21 protein-coding genes are annotated in these 17,330 nt (G+C 46.0%); 8 read left to right on the forward strand and 13 right to left on the reverse strand.

The genetic code is table 11. The annotated features are described in order from the left end of the window. Positions 1-11 precede the first annotated feature (11 nt). The 6 genes from KNO79_RS13580 to KNO79_RS13605 are packed head-to-tail and all read right to left on the reverse strand — an operon-like array spanning position 12 to position 2,741. Entirely contained in the window at positions 12-482 is a 471-nt protein-coding gene (locus KNO79_RS13580) for a hypothetical protein (protein ID WP_214691517.1), read from the reverse strand. Beyond that, a complete protein-coding gene (locus KNO79_RS13585) occupies positions 469-987 on the reverse strand; it encodes a hypothetical protein (protein ID WP_214691518.1) in 519 nt (172 codons plus the stop codon). The genes KNO79_RS13580 and KNO79_RS13585 overlap by 14 nt, the downstream gene beginning before the upstream one ends. Further along, a complete protein-coding gene (locus KNO79_RS13590; RefSeq protein WP_214691519.1) occupies positions 966-1,436 on the reverse strand; it encodes a hypothetical protein in 471 nt (156 codons plus the stop codon). The genes KNO79_RS13585 and KNO79_RS13590 overlap by 22 nt, the downstream gene beginning before the upstream one ends. Next, positions 1,420-1,869, reverse strand: coding sequence for a hypothetical protein (locus tag KNO79_RS13595; RefSeq protein WP_214691520.1), 450 nt, complete (start codon positions 1,867-1,869; stop codon positions 1,420-1,422). Before KNO79_RS13595 ends, KNO79_RS13590 begins: the two co-directional genes overlap by 17 nt. Further along, on the reverse strand, positions 1,870-2,298 hold the full coding sequence (locus tag KNO79_RS13600) for a hypothetical protein (protein ID WP_214691521.1): 429 nt from the start codon (positions 2,296-2,298) through the stop codon (positions 1,870-1,872). Next, on the reverse strand, positions 2,295-2,741 hold the full coding sequence (locus KNO79_RS13605; protein ID WP_214691522.1) for a hypothetical protein: 447 nt from the start codon (positions 2,739-2,741) through the stop codon (positions 2,295-2,297). The genes KNO79_RS13600 and KNO79_RS13605 overlap by 4 nt, the downstream gene beginning before the upstream one ends. 205 nt (positions 2,742-2,946) lie before the next feature. Here KNO79_RS13605 and KNO79_RS13610 point away from each other — a divergent pair, with 205 nt between their 5' ends. The 8 genes from KNO79_RS13610 to KNO79_RS13645 all read left to right on the forward strand — a co-directional run bounded on the left by KNO79_RS13610 (position 2,947) and on the right by KNO79_RS13645 (position 9,241). Further along, a complete protein-coding gene (locus KNO79_RS13610) occupies positions 2,947-3,657 on the forward strand; it encodes a GntR family transcriptional regulator (RefSeq protein ID WP_074034729.1) in 711 nt (236 codons plus the stop codon). A gap of 153 nt (positions 3,658-3,810) precedes the next feature. Continuing rightward, a complete protein-coding gene (locus tag KNO79_RS13615) occupies positions 3,811-4,158 on the forward strand; it encodes a PTS lactose/cellobiose transporter subunit IIA (RefSeq protein ID WP_031424619.1) in 348 nt (115 codons plus the stop codon). Further along, positions 4,155-4,463: a PTS sugar transporter subunit IIB gene (locus KNO79_RS13620; RefSeq protein ID WP_015880671.1), complete on the forward strand. Its 309-nt coding sequence runs from the start codon at positions 4,155-4,157 to the stop codon at positions 4,461-4,463. The genes KNO79_RS13615 and KNO79_RS13620 overlap by 4 nt, the downstream gene beginning before the upstream one ends. A 15-nt stretch (positions 4,464-4,478) precedes the next feature. Continuing rightward, a complete protein-coding gene (locus KNO79_RS13625; protein ID WP_031424618.1) occupies positions 4,479-5,885 on the forward strand; it encodes a GH1 family beta-glucosidase in 1,407 nt (468 codons plus the stop codon). A gap of 12 nt (positions 5,886-5,897) precedes the next feature. Continuing rightward, complete coding sequence (locus KNO79_RS13630) at positions 5,898-7,226, forward strand: PTS sugar transporter subunit IIC (RefSeq protein ID WP_196431431.1); 1,329 nt, start codon at positions 5,898-5,900, stop codon at positions 7,224-7,226. A gap of 74 nt (positions 7,227-7,300) precedes the next feature. After that, positions 7,301-7,627, forward strand: coding sequence for a hypothetical protein (locus KNO79_RS13635; RefSeq protein WP_214691523.1), 327 nt, complete (start codon positions 7,301-7,303; stop codon positions 7,625-7,627). After that, positions 7,624-8,202: a hypothetical protein gene (locus tag KNO79_RS13640; RefSeq protein ID WP_214691524.1), complete on the forward strand. Its 579-nt coding sequence runs from the start codon at positions 7,624-7,626 to the stop codon at positions 8,200-8,202. The genes KNO79_RS13635 and KNO79_RS13640 overlap by 4 nt, the downstream gene beginning before the upstream one ends. 76 nt (positions 8,203-8,278) lie before the next feature. Then, on the forward strand, positions 8,279-9,241 hold the full coding sequence (locus tag KNO79_RS13645; protein WP_214691525.1) for a quinone oxidoreductase family protein: 963 nt from the start codon (positions 8,279-8,281) through the stop codon (positions 9,239-9,241). Between the two features lie 52 nt (positions 9,242-9,293). On the opposite strand, the gene KNO79_RS13650 is transcribed toward KNO79_RS13645, so the two are convergent. The 7 genes from KNO79_RS13650 to KNO79_RS13675 form a co-directional block, all read right to left on the reverse strand. After that, the gene (locus tag KNO79_RS13650; RefSeq protein WP_214691526.1) at positions 9,294-12,242 is read right to left on the reverse strand and encodes a DEAD/DEAH box helicase; all 2,949 of its coding nucleotides are present in this window, start codon (positions 12,240-12,242) and stop codon (positions 9,294-9,296) included. After that, on the reverse strand, positions 12,235-12,369 hold the full coding sequence (locus KNO79_RS15675) for a hypothetical protein (RefSeq protein WP_256443675.1): 135 nt from the start codon (positions 12,367-12,369) through the stop codon (positions 12,235-12,237). Before KNO79_RS15675 ends, KNO79_RS13650 begins: the two co-directional genes overlap by 8 nt. 38 nt (positions 12,370-12,407) lie before the next feature. Continuing rightward, complete coding sequence (locus KNO79_RS13655; protein ID WP_214691527.1) at positions 12,408-12,647, reverse strand: hypothetical protein; 240 nt, start codon at positions 12,645-12,647, stop codon at positions 12,408-12,410. A gap of 85 nt (positions 12,648-12,732) precedes the next feature. Next, positions 12,733-14,085, reverse strand: coding sequence for a GH1 family beta-glucosidase (locus KNO79_RS13660; RefSeq protein ID WP_214691528.1), 1,353 nt, complete (start codon positions 14,083-14,085; stop codon positions 12,733-12,735). 24 nt (positions 14,086-14,109) lie between these two features. Next, positions 14,110-15,039: a carbohydrate ABC transporter permease gene (locus KNO79_RS13665; RefSeq protein WP_214685726.1), complete on the reverse strand. Its 930-nt coding sequence runs from the start codon at positions 15,037-15,039 to the stop codon at positions 14,110-14,112. Positions 15,040-15,042: 3 nt separating this feature from the next. Continuing rightward, positions 15,043-15,942 (reverse strand): carbohydrate ABC transporter permease, encoded by a 900-nt coding sequence (locus KNO79_RS13670; protein WP_015880663.1) that lies wholly within the window; start codon positions 15,940-15,942, stop codon positions 15,043-15,045. A gap of 58 nt (positions 15,943-16,000) precedes the next feature. Continuing rightward, the gene (locus KNO79_RS13675; protein ID WP_214691529.1) at positions 16,001-17,302 is read right to left on the reverse strand and encodes an ABC transporter substrate-binding protein; all 1,302 of its coding nucleotides are present in this window, start codon (positions 17,300-17,302) and stop codon (positions 16,001-16,003) included. Positions 17,303-17,330: the final 28 nt, after the last annotated feature.

Below are 17,330 nucleotides of genomic sequence, written 5' to 3' on the forward strand. Positions count from 1 at the left end.
GGGAGAGACGCTCACGCGCTCCCCCATTTTTGTTCTTCTCTTAATTCACGTTCCGTGACATAGTTCTCATCGAGACGAACCATATATCGCTCGTACCATTTATGACCGATGACGGATATGACACCTCCAGTCACCATCAACCCAATAAAGTAAGGTGTCTCAATTTGTTTCGTTACCCATCCGAACATGAGGATGAGCAAAATCGGGAACGTCAAAAAATTAAAAATCGACATCAAGTGTATGTGACGTTTGGCGTCTCGATTGGTTAAATACTTCAATTGAATCGTTTCTTTCTTCCAAGATTTTTTAATCGCAAATAGACCCGCAAATTGACCAATCAAAAGAACAGTTCCTGCTGACACCCATCCTTTTTCAGTCGCCACAAACAGCACAATACAGATCATCCACGACAGAAAAGTGAAGACTCCATTCTTTTCAGTTTCCACTCTGACAAGCTCTCTCATCTGATCACGCTTGTTCACGACGTTGCTCCTTCTCGTATTCACGGACCTCACGAATTTCTTTTAAATCTTGATCCGTCAAATAGTTTTCATCGTAAGACTGAATGACGCGGTCGAACCGCTTCGCCAAGTATTCAATCCCGAAAAACGTCAGTTGCGAAAGGAGGAACATACGGAACGATTGTGTGCCCGTCGTTTCACTCGTGAAGTAAAAGAGTCCATAAATCCCGACACCCGTCAAAGCGAGCGTATGTGCCATCATTTTGAACGATAAGAGGTTTCGTGCCGTCTGATTCGTCACAAAGCGCAGCCACATCCGATATTGTATAAAAATACCCGTCAAGACTGCAGCGAGCACCGCATATAACGTTCCCGTAACAACGCCGTCCGAAAGTGTCCAATACGAGGCATAAATCAAAAAACTGACGACGAGTCCGATTCCGATGATGCCGACACCCCATTTCGTCAAGCGGTCTACTTTTAGAATCGTGTCGATTTGCGCTTTTACTTTTGGTGATGGTTCCATATGGCTCCCTCGCTTTCTAGTATCGCTTCATACGTTGGTAATCCTGACTGATGTGCATGGATTCGCTCTTCCCACTGCTTCTCTCGATACGATTTCGCTAACCCCCAAAGGGCGACGATCCCACCGGTCAGGATGAAGGCATCTTCGTTCACATACATCGGGATGAAGAGCACAAATAACGAAACAGCACTAATCCAACAGTCAACGAGTCGATATCGCAACACCCGAACGACGTTTTGATGTTCGGCAAAAGGGCGAATGACTCGATATTCCATATATCCTTTATAAGCCATACCAATGGATACGACCAACATGACCGGGATGACCCACGTCGCCTGTGTCCGTAACATGGTGATGAACGAAATGAGGAATATGACGAGTACCGGCCAGCCAAAGAACCGTTCGAATTGTTTGGCATGCGTTATCGTGAGTTCAAATTGACGGTCCATTTAGTACACTCCCTTCAATCACTTCCTCATACGTCGGTAATTCCGGATCGATTTGTTTAAGTTGCTTCGTGAACCACTTTTGCCGAATCGGACTGAGTACTCCCCATATCCCAAAAAAGAGACCGATCACGAGACCAAAATCTTCCGCTGTCAGAAGCGTCACCATGAGCGCCGTCAACAAAATCGCATCCACCCATTCGAATACGTATTGGAATATAAGCATTCGATGAGCTTTCGGATGTTTTGTCATTCGCCACATGATACGCATCTCTTGATAGCCCATCACGACGATGATCATAGAGACCGACGCCATGATGGGGATGAGCCACATTTTCTCTAATAAGAGAGCGATAATAATGGCCGTGACATAAAGAATCAAGATGGGTACGGCATAACGTCGCATTCGTCGCATCCACTTTACGTCTTGTGCCACCTATATCGCCTCCTTATCGAAATGTATATACTCCATATCTTGTTGTTTCGTTTGTTTGTTCACGTTCAACGTTAATAGCATTGCACTACCGATGAATACCGTGACACACACATACGCCACGTTTGATGTGAACAATAGTTGATGATTCAACGCGAGGAAAAAGGCAGCACTGTTGAACCCGTCCCGAACGAGTTGACGACGATACAATCCTTTCAGTTCTGGTTGAAACCTCAGACGCATTCGATAGCGCTTCACATATAAGATGTTCAGCGGAATGAGCGCACAGGCGATATATAGCACGCCCCACGTAAGGTCATCTGTTAATAAACTGATCGGTAACATCAGTACTACAAATGTTCCAAACAGGCCGAATATCCATTGGTCGAATAAACGCTTCCATGCTTTTTCTTTTGTCATGCATCTAATCATTGATTTCGTCGCTCCAAATCTAACTGATGTAACAGCGGAACACGTTCATTTAACCTCTTTTGAAACATCCGTGACATCTGATCGCTGACTGCTCCCCATACGAGCAATCCGATCGCTAACGTCAAACTGTCATATTGAAAGATTAGCAGAGCCGAAATCAAGGAGACGAGAACACCCGAACTGATCAAATCATACAGTAGGTTCCATTTTAGTAACTTCACGACATCTCGATCTTTCATATGCGTACGACGCATCCGATACTTCTTCACGTCTAATCCAATCATGGCCATTCCAATCAAGACGAACGGAATCGTCAACCAGACGTAACGTCCGAAAAAAGATAAAATAATGGCCGTCACAACAAACACCAATAATGTATAGCCGACCCGAAGGTGTGACTTGCGCCATGTTGTTTCTTCCGTATGCCAATGTACCTCAGTCAACTAGAGCACTTCCTTTCCTTCCTATGCATTACTCCTGTATACGTACTCTATGCCCTCATCGTTTCACATTTTCCGAATATTCTAGCATTGAATCGTTCGACTTTTTTCAACAATTGACGAACGAAACGTATCCGCTTACAAAGGTTATCTGCTATACTGTTACCAAATTCATTCCCACAAATTTTTTTGAAAGGTGTAGAACTGTATGTCTCCGAAGTACAAGCAAGTTGCGAGTCAGATTGAAGCGGACATCGTCAATCACGTCTACCAACATACGAATAAATTATTGACCGAGGATGAGTATGCCAACAAGTATGGCGTCAGCCGCAACACGGTCCGAAAAGCGATCGAGATCCTCGTCAACAAAGGGTACGTCTATCAAGTTCAAGGGAGCGGCGTCTTCGTCCGTGACCATTACAATAGTGATTACATCAATTTAGAAAAACTCCAAGGTCTCACAAGTGACTTCAGCGGTCGAAAAGTCGAGACACGCGTCTTACACTTCGAACAGACGGTGGCGAACGATGAGGTCGCCGAACGTATGAAGTGCCCGATCGGGACACCTGTCTACTTCGTGAAGCGGCTACGTCTCGTCGATGACCACCCGTTCTCGGTAGAGGATTCATACTTCCGAAAAGAGCTCGTCATCTACTTGGATGAGAACATCGTTCAAAAGTCGATCTACACGTATTTACGAAACGACCAAAAACTTGCCATCGGATTCGCCGACCGAGTCATTTACGCAGACTTTTTAGATTCAGAGTCCGCCGACCTGCTCGACCTGAACGAGAATGATCCAGCCTTGATCGTCGACAACACCGTCTATTTGACGAACGGACAAATCTTCGACGTCTCTCGTTCCATCCATCATTTTAAACATGTCAAAATGCTCAAAGTCTCGAACATCAAGTCCTAAACGCGCCCGAGAGATGCTTTTCTCGTGCGCATTTTTTATGCATTTTTTTCGAAAAGAAAGGGTTTACACGAAAACGCTTTCGTGCTACTATCAACGTGTAGAAAATATTTGTACCTATGAATTTTAGTTATCCATACAAAAAGGAGAGATATTATGGTTTCTGAAACAATCGAAATCTCACCGGAAGATATTTTCGGTCTCATCGCCCTCTCGGGTGACGCCAAAGCGAGCTACCATCAAGCGATGCTCCTCATGCAAGAAGGAAAGAAAGACGAAGCCGAAGCAGCAGTCGTTGCTGGTGACGCGACATTAAAAGAAGCACATGCGATTCAAACGAAATTCGTGACGCTCGAAGCACAAGGTAAATCGGCAACGGTCGGTGTCCTCATGGTGCATGCGCAAGATCACTTGATGAACACGATTCTCGTCAAAGAAATGCTTGGATATATGATGAATATGCAAAACGAAATCAACGAATTGAAAGGAATGGATCAAAAATGATTAAAATCGGACTCTTCTGTGCGGCAGGTATGTCAACAAGTATGTTAGTAGAAAAAATGAAAGCGGTTGCCTCTGAACGTGGCATCGAAGCTGAAATCGCAGCTTACCCAGAATCGGAGATGGAAACTTACGTTGACAACATCGACGTTGCACTTCTCGGACCACAAGTGAAGTACCTCCTTTCAAAAGGGAAGCAAATCTGCGAACCAAAAGGTGTTCCAATCGACGTCATCAACACAGTCGACTACGGCATGATGAACGGTGCGAAAGTATTAGACCACTCATTGAAACTTGTAAATAAATAAACTGAGGTGATGACTTTGAAAATGCCTAAAGATTTCTTGTTCGGCGCCGCTTCGGCCTCTTACCAGGTCGAAGGCGCATGGAACGAGGACGGGAAAGGTCTCTCGAACTGGGACGTCTTCTCGAAAATTCCTGGTAAGACATTTGAAAACACAAACGGCGACGTCGCAGTCGACCATTACCATCGTTATAAAGAAGACATCGCGCTCATGGCGGAGATGGGACTCGAATCGTATCGTTTCTCCATCTCATGGCCGCGTATCTTCCCGAACGGTACGGGTGAAGTGAACGAAAAAGGACTCGAGTTCTATAACAACTTGATCGACGAATGTTTGAAACATGACATCGTCCCATTCGTCACGCTCTACCATTGGGACCTCCCACAAGCACTTGAAGAAAAAGGCGGCTGGAAGAACAAAGAGACAGTTGACGCATTCGTCCGTTTCGCAGATACTTGCTTCCAATCGTTCGGTGACCGTGTCAACCACTGGATCACGTTCAACGAAGCGGTCATCTTCTGCTCACTTGGATACTTAACAGGCGCACACCCGCCAGGTATCGAAGGCGACGTCAAAGGCTATTTCCAAACGACACATAACGTCTTCGTCGCTCACGCCCGTGCCGTTGAGCTCTTCAAACAAAACGGTCACACTGGCGAAATCGGGATCACACACGTGTTCAACCCGGCGTTCAGTATCGATGATGCAGAGGAGAACAAGTTTGCCGAAATGCATGCGAACGCTTATGCGACACATTGGTTCTATGACCCGATCTTGAAAGGTGAATATCCAGAGTACGTCGTGAACGGTTTACATGAACAAGGTCTCCTTCCTGAAATGACAGAGGAAGAACTCGACGTCTTGAAACGTACCGCTCCGATGAACGACTTTATCGGTCTCAACTACTACAGCCCGCAGCGCGTCATGAAGAATGACTCGGCGCTCGTCATGGCCGGTGGACGTGAGAACTCGACAGGTCGTCCGGGTAACCCATCATTCGATGGCGTCTACAAGACGGTCAAGATGGATGACAAAGTGTACACGAAGTGGGATTGGGAAATCTCACCGGAAGCGTTCCTCGCTGGGATGCACATGCTGAAAGATCGTTACGGCGACGTCAAAATCTATATCACAGAGAACGGTCTCGGTGATGTCGACCCAATCGTCGACGGTGAGATCATGGACACGCCACGGATCGAGTACATCGAAGGACACCTTCGTGCAGTCAAACATGCTGTTCAACAAGGCATCAACGTTGCCGGTTACTATGCTTGGTCTGCAATCGACCTACTCAGCTGGTTGAACGGTTATAAGAAACAATACGGCTTCATCTATGTCGACCACAACAATGGTCTCGCACGGAAGAAGAAACAGTCGTTCCATTGGTATAAAGAGATCATCGCCACGCGCGCTGAAGACCTATAAGGAGGTTCCCCTATGAGCCGCTTAGAAAGAGTATTTGAAAAGTTCACCCCTGCTTTTGTTCGCTTCGCGAACGCCAAGCCCGTCCTTGCGATTAAGGACGGGTTCATCCTCACGATGCCGATGACGATCATCGGATCGTTGTTCCTTCTCATCCTGGCGTTACCGATTCCAGGTTGGGCTGACTTCATGTCAGGTCTATTTGGAGCAGACTGGTCACTCCCGCTCACGCAAGTCGTCGGTGCGACGTTTGACATCCTTGCTTTAATCGGTGTTTTTGGAATCGCTTACTCATACGTCAAGAACGAAAAGATTGAAGGCGTGCCAGCTGGTATCCTCGGAATCATCTCGTTCCTCATCATCACACAAGCTTCTGTCTTGTCTGAATCTGGGGAATTCGTCGGTGGCGTCATTCCAAAAGTATGGACAGGTGGACAAGGTGTCCTCGCTGCCATCATCGTCGGATTGACAGTCGGATTCATCTACTCGCAGTTCATCAAGCGCGGGATCAGCATTAAAATGCCAGACGGTGTTCCACCAGGCGTATCGAACTCATTCTCTGCACTTGTTCCTGGTTTAGCGATCATCTCGCTCGCCGTTGCGACGTTTGCGATTTTCCAAGCGGTTGCAGAACGTACGTTCACAGAAGTCATCTATGATGTGCTTCAAGCACCACTTCAAAACTTGACAGACACACTCGCTGGAGCCGTCATCATCATGGTGCTCATGTCAGTCATGTGGTGGTGTGGGATTCACGGTGCCGCAATCCTCATGGGAATCATGGGACCACTTCTCACAGCGAATGCACTTCAAAACCAAGCCATCCTCGATGCTGGTGGTACGCTCGTCGCTGGCGAGAACGCAAAAATCGTTACGATTCAATTCCTCGACGTGTTCACGAAACTCGGTGGATCAGGAATCACAATCGGCTTCATCATTGCCGTCTTAATCGTTGCACGCTCGGCACACTTGAAGCAGCTTGGGAAGTTGTCACTTGCACCAAGTATCTTCAACATCAATGAGCCGGTCATCTTCGGGATGCCAATCGTCTTCAACCCGATCATGTTCGTCCCATTCGTCGTCGTGCCAGCCATCGCTTCATTCATGGTCTACTTTGCCATCCTTTGGGGTTGGGTCGAGCCGTTCAACGCGCTTCAAGTACCATGGACGACACCTCCAGTCATCTCTGGATTCTTGATTGGCGGATGGCGCGCTGCCCTCTTACAGATTGCAACAATCGCCATGGCCGTTGCCGTCTACCTCCCGTTCGTTCGCATTCAAGACCGCGTTTCGTACGGTGAAGAATTGAAAGCACAAGAAGGCTCTGATCAAGCATCAGCCTGAAACAAAAACGACAGCCCTTCTCAATCATGAGGAGGGCTGTTATATTTAGGGAAAAGAGTAAAGGGGTTGGAAATTTGAAAGCATACTATCCTTCTATATTCGCCGTTATCGCTGGTCTGTCCGGATTACTCGGACTGTTGCTTCAATCGGTCTACCCCATCATGTTGTCTCCCGTCTTTTTACTCATTGCGGGATACTTTGTGTTACATGAGAAAAAGCAGAAAACAACCGTCCGAAATTATACACCGAGCTTTATGATCTTATCGAGTGCCTCCCTTGCATTCGGTCTTGGCTTCCAATCCATCATCCCGTACGCCATGCTCATCGGAGTCGTGATTCATACAGCCTGTCTCTTCTGTGCCATCATCGCACTCGGACGATATCGGGCACATGTCTCATGAAGTTTGTGACTGGACTCGGTTGGGGCTCGCTGATTCTAGCGCTCGCCCTCGCCCCGCTACTTGCCGTCGATTTGATTATCATCTATCTGCTTGAAGACACAGCGTTCCGAATCTTATCGACTCTCGCGATGCTCGGTTGTTTCTACCTATTGTCGACGATCCTAAGTTTGTTTGTTGATGGGTTAACGGGAGCGTTACGCTCGCTTGGTCATGCGAACGTACCGCGTCTAATCGACACCATTCTTCACGGAACAGTGAGCGGAATCAGTCTATACGTCGTACTGACACTCTTTCCGTCTATCGATTTATCGACGCTCACCGTCATGGCGATTGTATTCGTACACTTATTCGGTTCATCATTTTGGCTAAATCGTGAGAATTCGAAAGAAGACGTACCTCTTGAACTTGATTCAATCGATCAGCAGATCATCCACCTGTTACGAACCGAAACCATCGTGTCCTGCGTCGAACGCATCCAGCATGATTACCCGAATTTACCGAAACGGGACGTATTGAAACGAGTCAAACGCATCAGTCAATCCAACGAAGTCACCGAACCGTTTCATGGTCGGTGACTTTTGTGCGTCATCACAAGCGAATCGTAAGCCGTATGCTATAGTTTGAGTGAATCTAACGAAGGAAGTGATCAGCATGAAGGCACTCGTCTTTCATCAATTCGGTGGTCCGGATGTCTTAACATATGAAGAAGTCCCGACACCGATGCCACAAGTCGATGAAGTATTGGTCCGCACAAAAGCCATCGGATTGAATTATGCCGATGTGTATCGCCGGAAAGGCAACTATCATCTCGTCGGAGAACCGCCATACATTCTCGGATATGAAGGAGCCGGTGTCATCGAGGCGGTCGGGGCGAACGTCACATCGCTTCAAGTCGGGGACCGCATTGCCTTTGCCGATGTCCCGCACGCCAACACAGAATTTGTTGCCGTCCCGCTCGACAAAGCGATTCCTCTTCCAGATGCCATCTCATTCGAAACGGCTGCATCGACCATGCTTCAAGGATTGACGGCCCATTACCTCGTCCACGACAGCTATCGGATCCAATCCGGGGACGTCGCGATCGTACACGCTGCCGCTGGTGGTGTCGGTCAACTGTTGACGCAAATGATTCAACGTCTCGGTGGACAAGTCATCGGTCTCACATCCACAGTCGAAAAAGTGGCGACTGTCCAAGCGCATGGTGCCCGTGCTTATCGCTATGACGAAGCATGGGTCGAAGCGATTCGTAACGCTACAGACGGTCATGGGGCCGATGTCGTCTATGACTCGGTCGGTTCGACATTAGAGGATAGTTTCGAAGCGACTCGGATTGGCGGGACGGTCGTCTTCTACGGCATGGCCGGAGGTGACCCAACACCGGTAGACCCACGCATGCTCATGGATACGTCTAAGACGTTGACGGGTGGCGACTTATGGAACGTCCTCACCTCAAAAGAGGAACGGATTCGCCGGTCACACGAATTGTTCAGCTGGATCGAAGAGGGTTCACTCGTCATTCCACCACCCACGACGTTCGCTTTGTCCGATGGGGCATCGGCCCACGCCTTTTTAGAGAGTCGGAAGAGCCAGGGGAAAATCTTGTTACTTCCATAAATGAACGCCAGTCCGATTTTTCGGTGCTGGCGTTTTATGTGTCTTCTTTAATTTATACTTTCTGAGGATGGATGACTTTAGCATGTTTCGCTATTGTTGCGTAGTTTTTCATTGGTGATAACAAGCTATAGTCACCAATAATATGAAACTCTTTCTTTGCTCTCGTTACTGCAACGTTGATTAAATTCGGCTGTTTACATGACCATTCAGCGGATGATTTTGTATTTTTATCTGTCCCGACTACAAAATAGACGATATCCGCTTCCTTACCTTGGAACGTATGAACTGTGCCGACACTTTGTTTTATCCATTCAATCGAAAACCCTTTATTCTTCAGCATTTTCGTCAATTCTTCTTTTACCGCTGAAAAAGGTGTAATGACGTAATGATTGGGCACTTCACCCTTTTCATTCTTTTGGTTCAATAAGAGATGGACTAATAACTCTCCTTGCTCTTTTACAAACTGACGCTTCGTCACACTACCTTTACAGTCATACCATTTACAGTTATCAGTATTTATTGATGATTCGCTAGCTAACACCATTTTGTTTCCATATGCAATTTCATTCGCAATTGAAAACATTGGATTGCTACACCGTCGATGAACCCATAGCGGAATACCCATCCATGCAGTTTCGGTTGTGTTCATCCCTCTCGAATTCGCTTGATCCGCAAGTGATTGCACTGAAGCACTCATCCCGACATGTTCTTCGGACACACCATAGTACTTCCTTACATCACTCATAATGGTTTGATCAATCGTGACAACTGGCTCAACCTGCAACGGATCTCCTACAGCAAGAACCCGTTTAGATCTCCATATAGCGCCAGCAGCTTGTTGAGGAGTGGCTTGTCCAGCTTCGTCAATGAATAAATACTCGATAAAATCTTCACCTACACCCTCATACATGGCGCTAAAACTAGCGAATGTTGTACTAACCAAAGGGGTGATCAAATGTACCGTTTTCAATACTTCTTTTTTAACTTTTCTGTGCTCTGGATTACTTAAGTCTAAACCATTACGAAAGCGTAATAGACGCATCGCCGCATTAATTTTGTCTGCATTACAAACCAGTGCAAGTTTATGGAGTTTCATCGCTTTTAGAAACAGCAAGCCTCGATCATAATTCAACGAATCCGTTACCCACGGTGTATTGATTTGTCTACGTGCGTACGCCTCCTCATCATCATTCCAATACTGTTCATTTGGGATAATTAAACTCTCTGACGCATATTGCTTAATTAGTTGGTCATACTTCGCTAACTCTTCCTCTAGATTTTTCACTTCTTTTATGAGTTGATTCTTTTTATTTCTCACTTTAGTTGTTTCTGCTTCACGTTCCTTTAGAGCATCTAAAATATGGAATAACTCTTCCTTTAAGCTCATCTCGCGTTCATCTTTAGTCAAGAGACGTGAAATGAATGAGCGTTTCGGTAAAAGAGAAATTTGCTCGTCTACTATACCTCTTTTTTTAGATAACTCTTCCTTATCCTTATCCGCATCTTTCAATTGAGACTCATAATTTGTAATTGACTCTTTAAGGTTCATTAGTTTGTTCGTCATCACCGGAACTTTATTAGATTCTTCATATATTTTTTGAAGATGTAATTTCTTACTTTCGATTTGTCTGCTCAACTCATTAAACTCTTCAACAGCGCTATGCCACTCTTTTTCAACCTCACTCTTCTTGTATTGAAGAAGATGTGCAGACAATGTTTTTTTATCCTCGTCGAGTTTTTTATTCTCTTCCTCAGATGCAAACATATGCTGTGCAAATTTATCGATATTCTTTGATCTTCCGAGTGGGACTGAAAACAAGCCCCATGTATCAACTTTCTCCTTATTCGATATCAGCATTGATGATACATCTGGAAATAAGTCGAGTACTTTTGCTTCTTCAGCGTACTGCTGATCGAATTCAGAAGGGTTGTCACGAATCACTTCGTTCTTTTTCGGTAAATCCTTCGAAATGTTTTCTACAGCCCCGTTATTGCTTGATGCAACTACCATGCTAAAGGAGCTTATAGCCGGATTCAATTTCGTAATTGGATATGAATATCCTCCTAATTTAATTGATTCAACTGTGTCGTCAAACATTTTGTACGGACTTTCAAGTTTTGCTAGTTCCCTAGCTCGCTCGACCACAACATTTGCGAATATATCTTTTAATAAAGTGGTTTTTCCCGTTCCAGGTGGTCCATTTACGGAACTGACATCCTGATTCTCTACAAAAAACTGATTGACGGCTACTTGTTGCATGAGAGACAGACGATGCTTAACCGGTGATGGCCAACGTGCAGAAGGGAGATTCGTTGGTTGAAGCATACCTTCAATATATGTACGGTTTTCGTCGATATGTGTGCGTTGCTCAAAGTTCATACCCGAGATATACGTTAATAACGTTTGATTGATACTGTCTTCCGATAAAATCTTCTGTAAATCACCCATATAAAAGTTCGGTAATGGTTTTCGGTTTTCGTTACCATTTTTTGCTTTCTCAAAGAATACCAAGTTCAACTCACGGTAATTTTTTAACTTCTCTTCTTCCTCTCCACCTTCTTCGTTTTTAACTCTATAGAAATAACGAATATATTCGTCTTGAAGTTTTTTTACTGATGATTTAGTGATCCCGTTTAAAAGTATCTCTTGCGCCCTCAACTCTAAGGAGTCAAGAGCACTCTTGAACCTTTCTTCAAGATACCTATAATTGATTTGATCTTTCCCCTTTATTTCTTTCATAACGTACATTATAAATGGAACGACCAATGAATCTTTTATGTACTTTCCGGTTTGGTCAACCGAGAAAGAAAAACTATATGACTCCTGCCTCAGCTTATTCACTAACTCATCTTCTATATTAAAGAGCTTTCGTAAAGCCTCGACTAATTGATATTGTTTATAGCAATCACAATAGTAAATATAATAGTACGAAGCTTTTTTTAATTCGACTGATTGAAATAATTGTTTATCATCAGCCGATTCCACATCAAATTCACGCATTGTCATTTTTTTTTTGATTATCTTTAAATTTTTCTCCCTCTAATTCTTTATTATTCGGAAGATTGTGTGGGGATAACGCTTCTATTAAATGCCATGCCTCTAATACTGACTTCTCAGCTTCTTTCACTGTTTTTCCTCCTTAAAAATATATACATCTTTATCCTATCACTCTTTCCGGAGCGAATAGCCCTCCACTTCAAGCAACCGCATCCGCCTCTGGTCAATCGCCGCATGAATAATCACGGTCACACCTGGATTGAGCTCCATCATCTTCTTGATTTTTCGTAAGTCATCTCCCTTGATCTCAACGGGCAACACAAACTCGCCTTCTCTCAAATGAACGAATTTGATTTTCCCAAGGTCGTCATATCCCGTCACTTCGTATGTCGCAAACTCACGTTTCATAGAATATCCCTCCCCTATCTTCGTTCCCAAAAAGATAGCATTCCACACAAAAAATCCATCCCCGTAGCGGTGGGATGGATGCAAATTACGCCTCGACGCTATCCGCGTGTTTGGCTTTATGATCGGCGATGACAACGGCATACCACTTCGCGCTGTCTTTCCAGATGCGCTCCTGTGTCTCAAAGTCGATATAGAGGATGCCGAAGCGCTTCTCATATCCGAAGCTCCATTCGAAGTTATCCATGAGCGACCAGAGGTAGTAGCCTTGAATGTTCATGCCTTCATCGTTCAAATCGGAGACGGCTTCGAGGTGCTGGCGGACGTAGTCGATCCGGTTATCGTCATGGACTTCGCCATTTTCCAGCACGTCGTCAAATGCGGCGCCGTTCTCTGTGATGTAGATCGGAAGGTCAGTATACTCGGCGCGTAAACGACGGATCAGGTCTTTGAATTCGTTCGGGGCGATATCCCAGCCCATGCCCGTCTTCTCGTAGTCCGAGTAAGCGTCTGCCTTCAAGAAATCATTTGCTGCGTTGAACTCGACAATGCCACGGCTATAGAAGTTGATGCCGAAGAAATCACAAGATGTCGAAATCGTCTCCATATCACCCGGTTGGATGAAATCGAAGTTATGCACATATTTGGAGAACAAGTTCATCATGTCGACCGGATACTCACCTTTGAAGACCGGGTCTAGGAACCAGCGATTCGAATACCCGTCGGCATTGTTCATCGCAAGACGGTCATTCGCAGAATCCGTCTTCGCGTACATCGGTGACAAGTTGAGAGTGATGCCGATCGGGGTCGTGGACGTCATCTCTCGCTTCAACAACTCGACCGCTTTTCCGTGCGATAACAACATGTGGTGCACGGCGCGCACCGCTTCGTTCATGTCACGATGACCCGGTGCGTGAACACCGACGTGGTAGCCGAGGAAGCCGGCACACCAAGGCTCATTGTGGGTGATCCAAGAGTCGACGATGTCATCGAGCTCTTCAAAACAGACTTTCGCATAATCGAGGAACCAGTCGACCGATTCACGGTTGACCCAGCCACCTTCTTCGTGAGCCCACATCGGAAGGTCCCAGTGATAAATCGTGACGGCTGGTTTGATTCCTTCTTCACGGAGACGCAGCGCCAAGTTTTTGTAGAACGCCATTCCTTCTGGGTTGTACTCTCCCTTGGCAGGGAAGATGCGTGGCCACGCGATGGAGAATCGATACGTGTCGACACCTAACTTTTTGATGTGCTGGATGTCTTCCTCGTAACGATGGTAGTGGTCACATGCGACATCGCCGTTATGCTTTTCAAACACGCGCCCGTCGATGTCACAGAACATATCCCAGATGGAAGGAGTACGGCCTCCTTCGTTATATGCGCCTTCAATTTGGTACGAGGACGTGGCTGTCCCGAATACGAAGTCTTTCTTAAAATGCATAGTGTTTTCCTCTTTTCTCTATATTTATTCTTTGACAGCACCTGCCGAAATACTGCTGACGATGTACTTCGAGAGGAACAAGAAGGCAATCATGATCGGTACGACCGAGATCGCGATGCCCAGGTAAAGCGAACCAAGGTTCTCTGCGACTTGTGATCCTTTCAAGAAGCCCATCAAAACAGGCAACGTGTATTTCTCAGGCGAGAACAAGAGGACAAGTGGCATTAAGTAGTTGTTCCATGAGCCGATGAACGTGAAAATCGACATCGTTGCAATCGCTGGCATCATCATTGGAAGTGCAATTGTGTGGAAAATACGTAGCTCGCTCGCACCGTCAATCCGTGCCGCTTCAATCAAACTGATGTGAAGTGTCGCTTGCGTATATTGACGGATGAAGAAGACGGTGAACGGTGTTGCAATCGCCGGGACAATCAATGGAATGAACGTGTCCAAAATACCGAGCGTTTTTGAGATCTCATAGAATCCAATGAGTCCGAGTTGCGCTGGCACCATCATCATGACAAGCATGAAGATGAACATCGCATTTTTCCCTCTAAAGTTATAGAACGTAAAGCCGTAAGCCGTTAGGGCTGAGAAGTAACCAGACAAGACCGTCACCGATACAGAGATGATCAAGCTGTTCTTGAAGCCGTTCCAAATGTTAATGTATTCGCTGAGCGTCGCATAGTTGTCTGCGAGCGCCGTCCCCGGAAGAAGTGAGAACCCAGCCATAATTTCTCCATTCGTCCGTGTCGCGTTGACAATCATCATCAAGAACGGAATGAAACAGATGATCGCGAGAAGGATGAGCCCTGTATAAATCAAACCTCGTGCGAATCGCTTATTCGTTGTTTTCTTAGAAGGCGGCGCCACTTTAAGCGGACGCTCCTCTTTCCGTTTCGGCTGCGCTTCGCTATCTGGAAGCATTCGCCGTGATTCCGCATTTTGTTCCATTGCTTACGCCCCCTTCTGTGTCGCGCGCTCTTTGCGGAACATACCCTTGAAGACGACCGCCGAGAAGATCAGCGTGATCAAGAATAGGCCGTAAGCGACCGCTGACGCATAGCCATAGTTGTTGTACTTGAAGGCTTGGTTGTACAAGTAAAGCACCATCGTGTTCAATGAACCGTCTGGTGAACCGATTCCATCGGTGATCAACATCGGAAGGTCGAACAATTGAAGTCCACCGATGAGTGATGTGATCATGATGTAGAGAAGAATTGGTTTTAAGAGCGGCAATGTCACTTTCGTAAACATCTGCCAACGGTTTGCACCGTCGATGTGAGCGGCTTCGAAGTAATCTGTCGAGATTCCTGATACACCCGCCATGACGATGATGAAGGAGTGACCGAACCACATCCATGTCAAAATGAGTGAAACGGATAACTGTGCCGTCACCGGTTCTGCCAACCAGTTGATTGGATCCGAAATCAAGCCGATTTTCATCAACACCATGTTGAGTGAACCGTGCTGCCAGTCGAGCAAAATACCGAACAAGAGCGCGACCGAGCTGATTGTGATCAAGTTTGGAAGATAGAAGAACGAGCGGAAGAACGAGAGTCCTTTTAACTTCAAACGAAGATCAGAGAAGATGAGTGCCAAGAGAAGCGCCAATCCAATCTGCAAGACGAAGTTAATTCCCCAAATTTTGATGGTGTTGAAAAACGCCTCGATAAAGTACGTATCCGTCAACAACCGTGTGTAGTTCGCAAACCCGACGACCTCTTCACCCGGGCTCCCCGTATAGTTCGTGAAGCTATAATAAAGCGTTAAGAGGACCGGATAGATGCTGAATGTCAAGAAGACGACCCAGAACGGGGCGATGAACAGATAGCCGTAACGATCTAGTTTTTTCACGTGTATTTCTCCTTCCATAAGAACCGAGGGGGGAGCTCCCCCCTCGTGTTGGTCATCGTCAGTCTACAACGATGTCTGGGTAAGCGTTCTTCGCTTGTTTTTTGAACTCTTCAATCGCTTCTTCTTTTGACTTTTTCCCTTCTACATACTGAAGGACAGATGCACCATAAAGTGTATCGAGCTGTTGGTCGTATTTCGTGACGATACCTGGTGTGATTTCATCTGCTTCATCGAGGAAGAACTCATAGTTGTTTTGTCCGCCGAGGAACTCATCGCTGAAGTCGTCTTTGATCTTGTCTGTGACCGGGTTGAACGCAAGTACATCGCCTGTCTCTTGTGCCCACTCTGTCAAGAATTCTTCATCCTGTGTCATGAGTTTTACGAAGTCGTAAGCGGCTTCTTTGTTTTTCGATCCTTCATAGACTCCGAGCCATGTACCGCCCCAGAAGTATGGGCTTGGTCCGCTTGTGACAGCCCAGTCACCTGCAGACTTTTTCGCGTTCTCTTTTAATACAGAGTGGAGACCCCATGTTGGGAGGACGTATGAGAAGACTTGTGTCTCTGTCTCTTTTCCGTTCTCTTTCACTTTGATTGGCTTATCCATTCCTTCGAACCATGATGGTGACCATTCTGGTGCGAGCGCAGTGTATTGCTTCTCACGAAGTTCTTTCGCATAGTCCATGTAGTTGATCTTATCTTCTGTCAAGACGAGTTCGTTTTTATCGTTGACCCACGCTTCTGGGTTTGCTCCTTGTGAGAACCAACGGATCGCACCTTCGTCCGGGAACATCTTGTATCCTTTTTGTTTCATCTTCTCAGCAACTTCGAAGACACCGTCCATCGAGCTCATCATTTCACCGATTTCAGTCGGGTCGTCTGTACCAAGTACTTCTTTTGCTAAGCTACGTTTGTAGTAAACGCCACCTGGTGTCGTTTGCCATGAAAGAGCGCGAACGTTTCCATCTTTATCTTTCCCGAGGTCAAACACGTACGGGACGTAGTTGTCTGCGATTTCTTCGACACTGTATGGCTCGTCCGAAAGGTTTTCCCAATAACCTGCATCAACCCATTGTTTAAGGAATGCGATTTCTCCCGTGAAGACGTCCGGTGCGCCGACGCCACTCTCAAGTGCTGGCTTCAATTTCGTTGGATAGTCCGCGATCGGGACGATAGTCAATTCAACTTTGACACCGTTCTTCTCTTCATATGTTTTAATTGGTTCTTTTAATTCGTCCGTAAATGACCAAACTTTTAAGACGTCATCTTTTGATTCAGAAGCTCCGCCTTCGCTGTCTGAGCAACCGCTCAAGACGCCAACTGAAAGTGCTCCGAGTGTAAGTAAGCTGACTAATTTACGCATGTGTTGTTCCCATCCTTTTTATAAGTAA

Origin of the sequence: Exiguobacterium sp. s43 (assembly GCF_018617255.1) — a bacterium.
GTDB classification, from domain to species: Bacteria; Bacillota; Bacilli; order Exiguobacteriales; family Exiguobacteriaceae; genus Exiguobacterium; species Exiguobacterium profundum.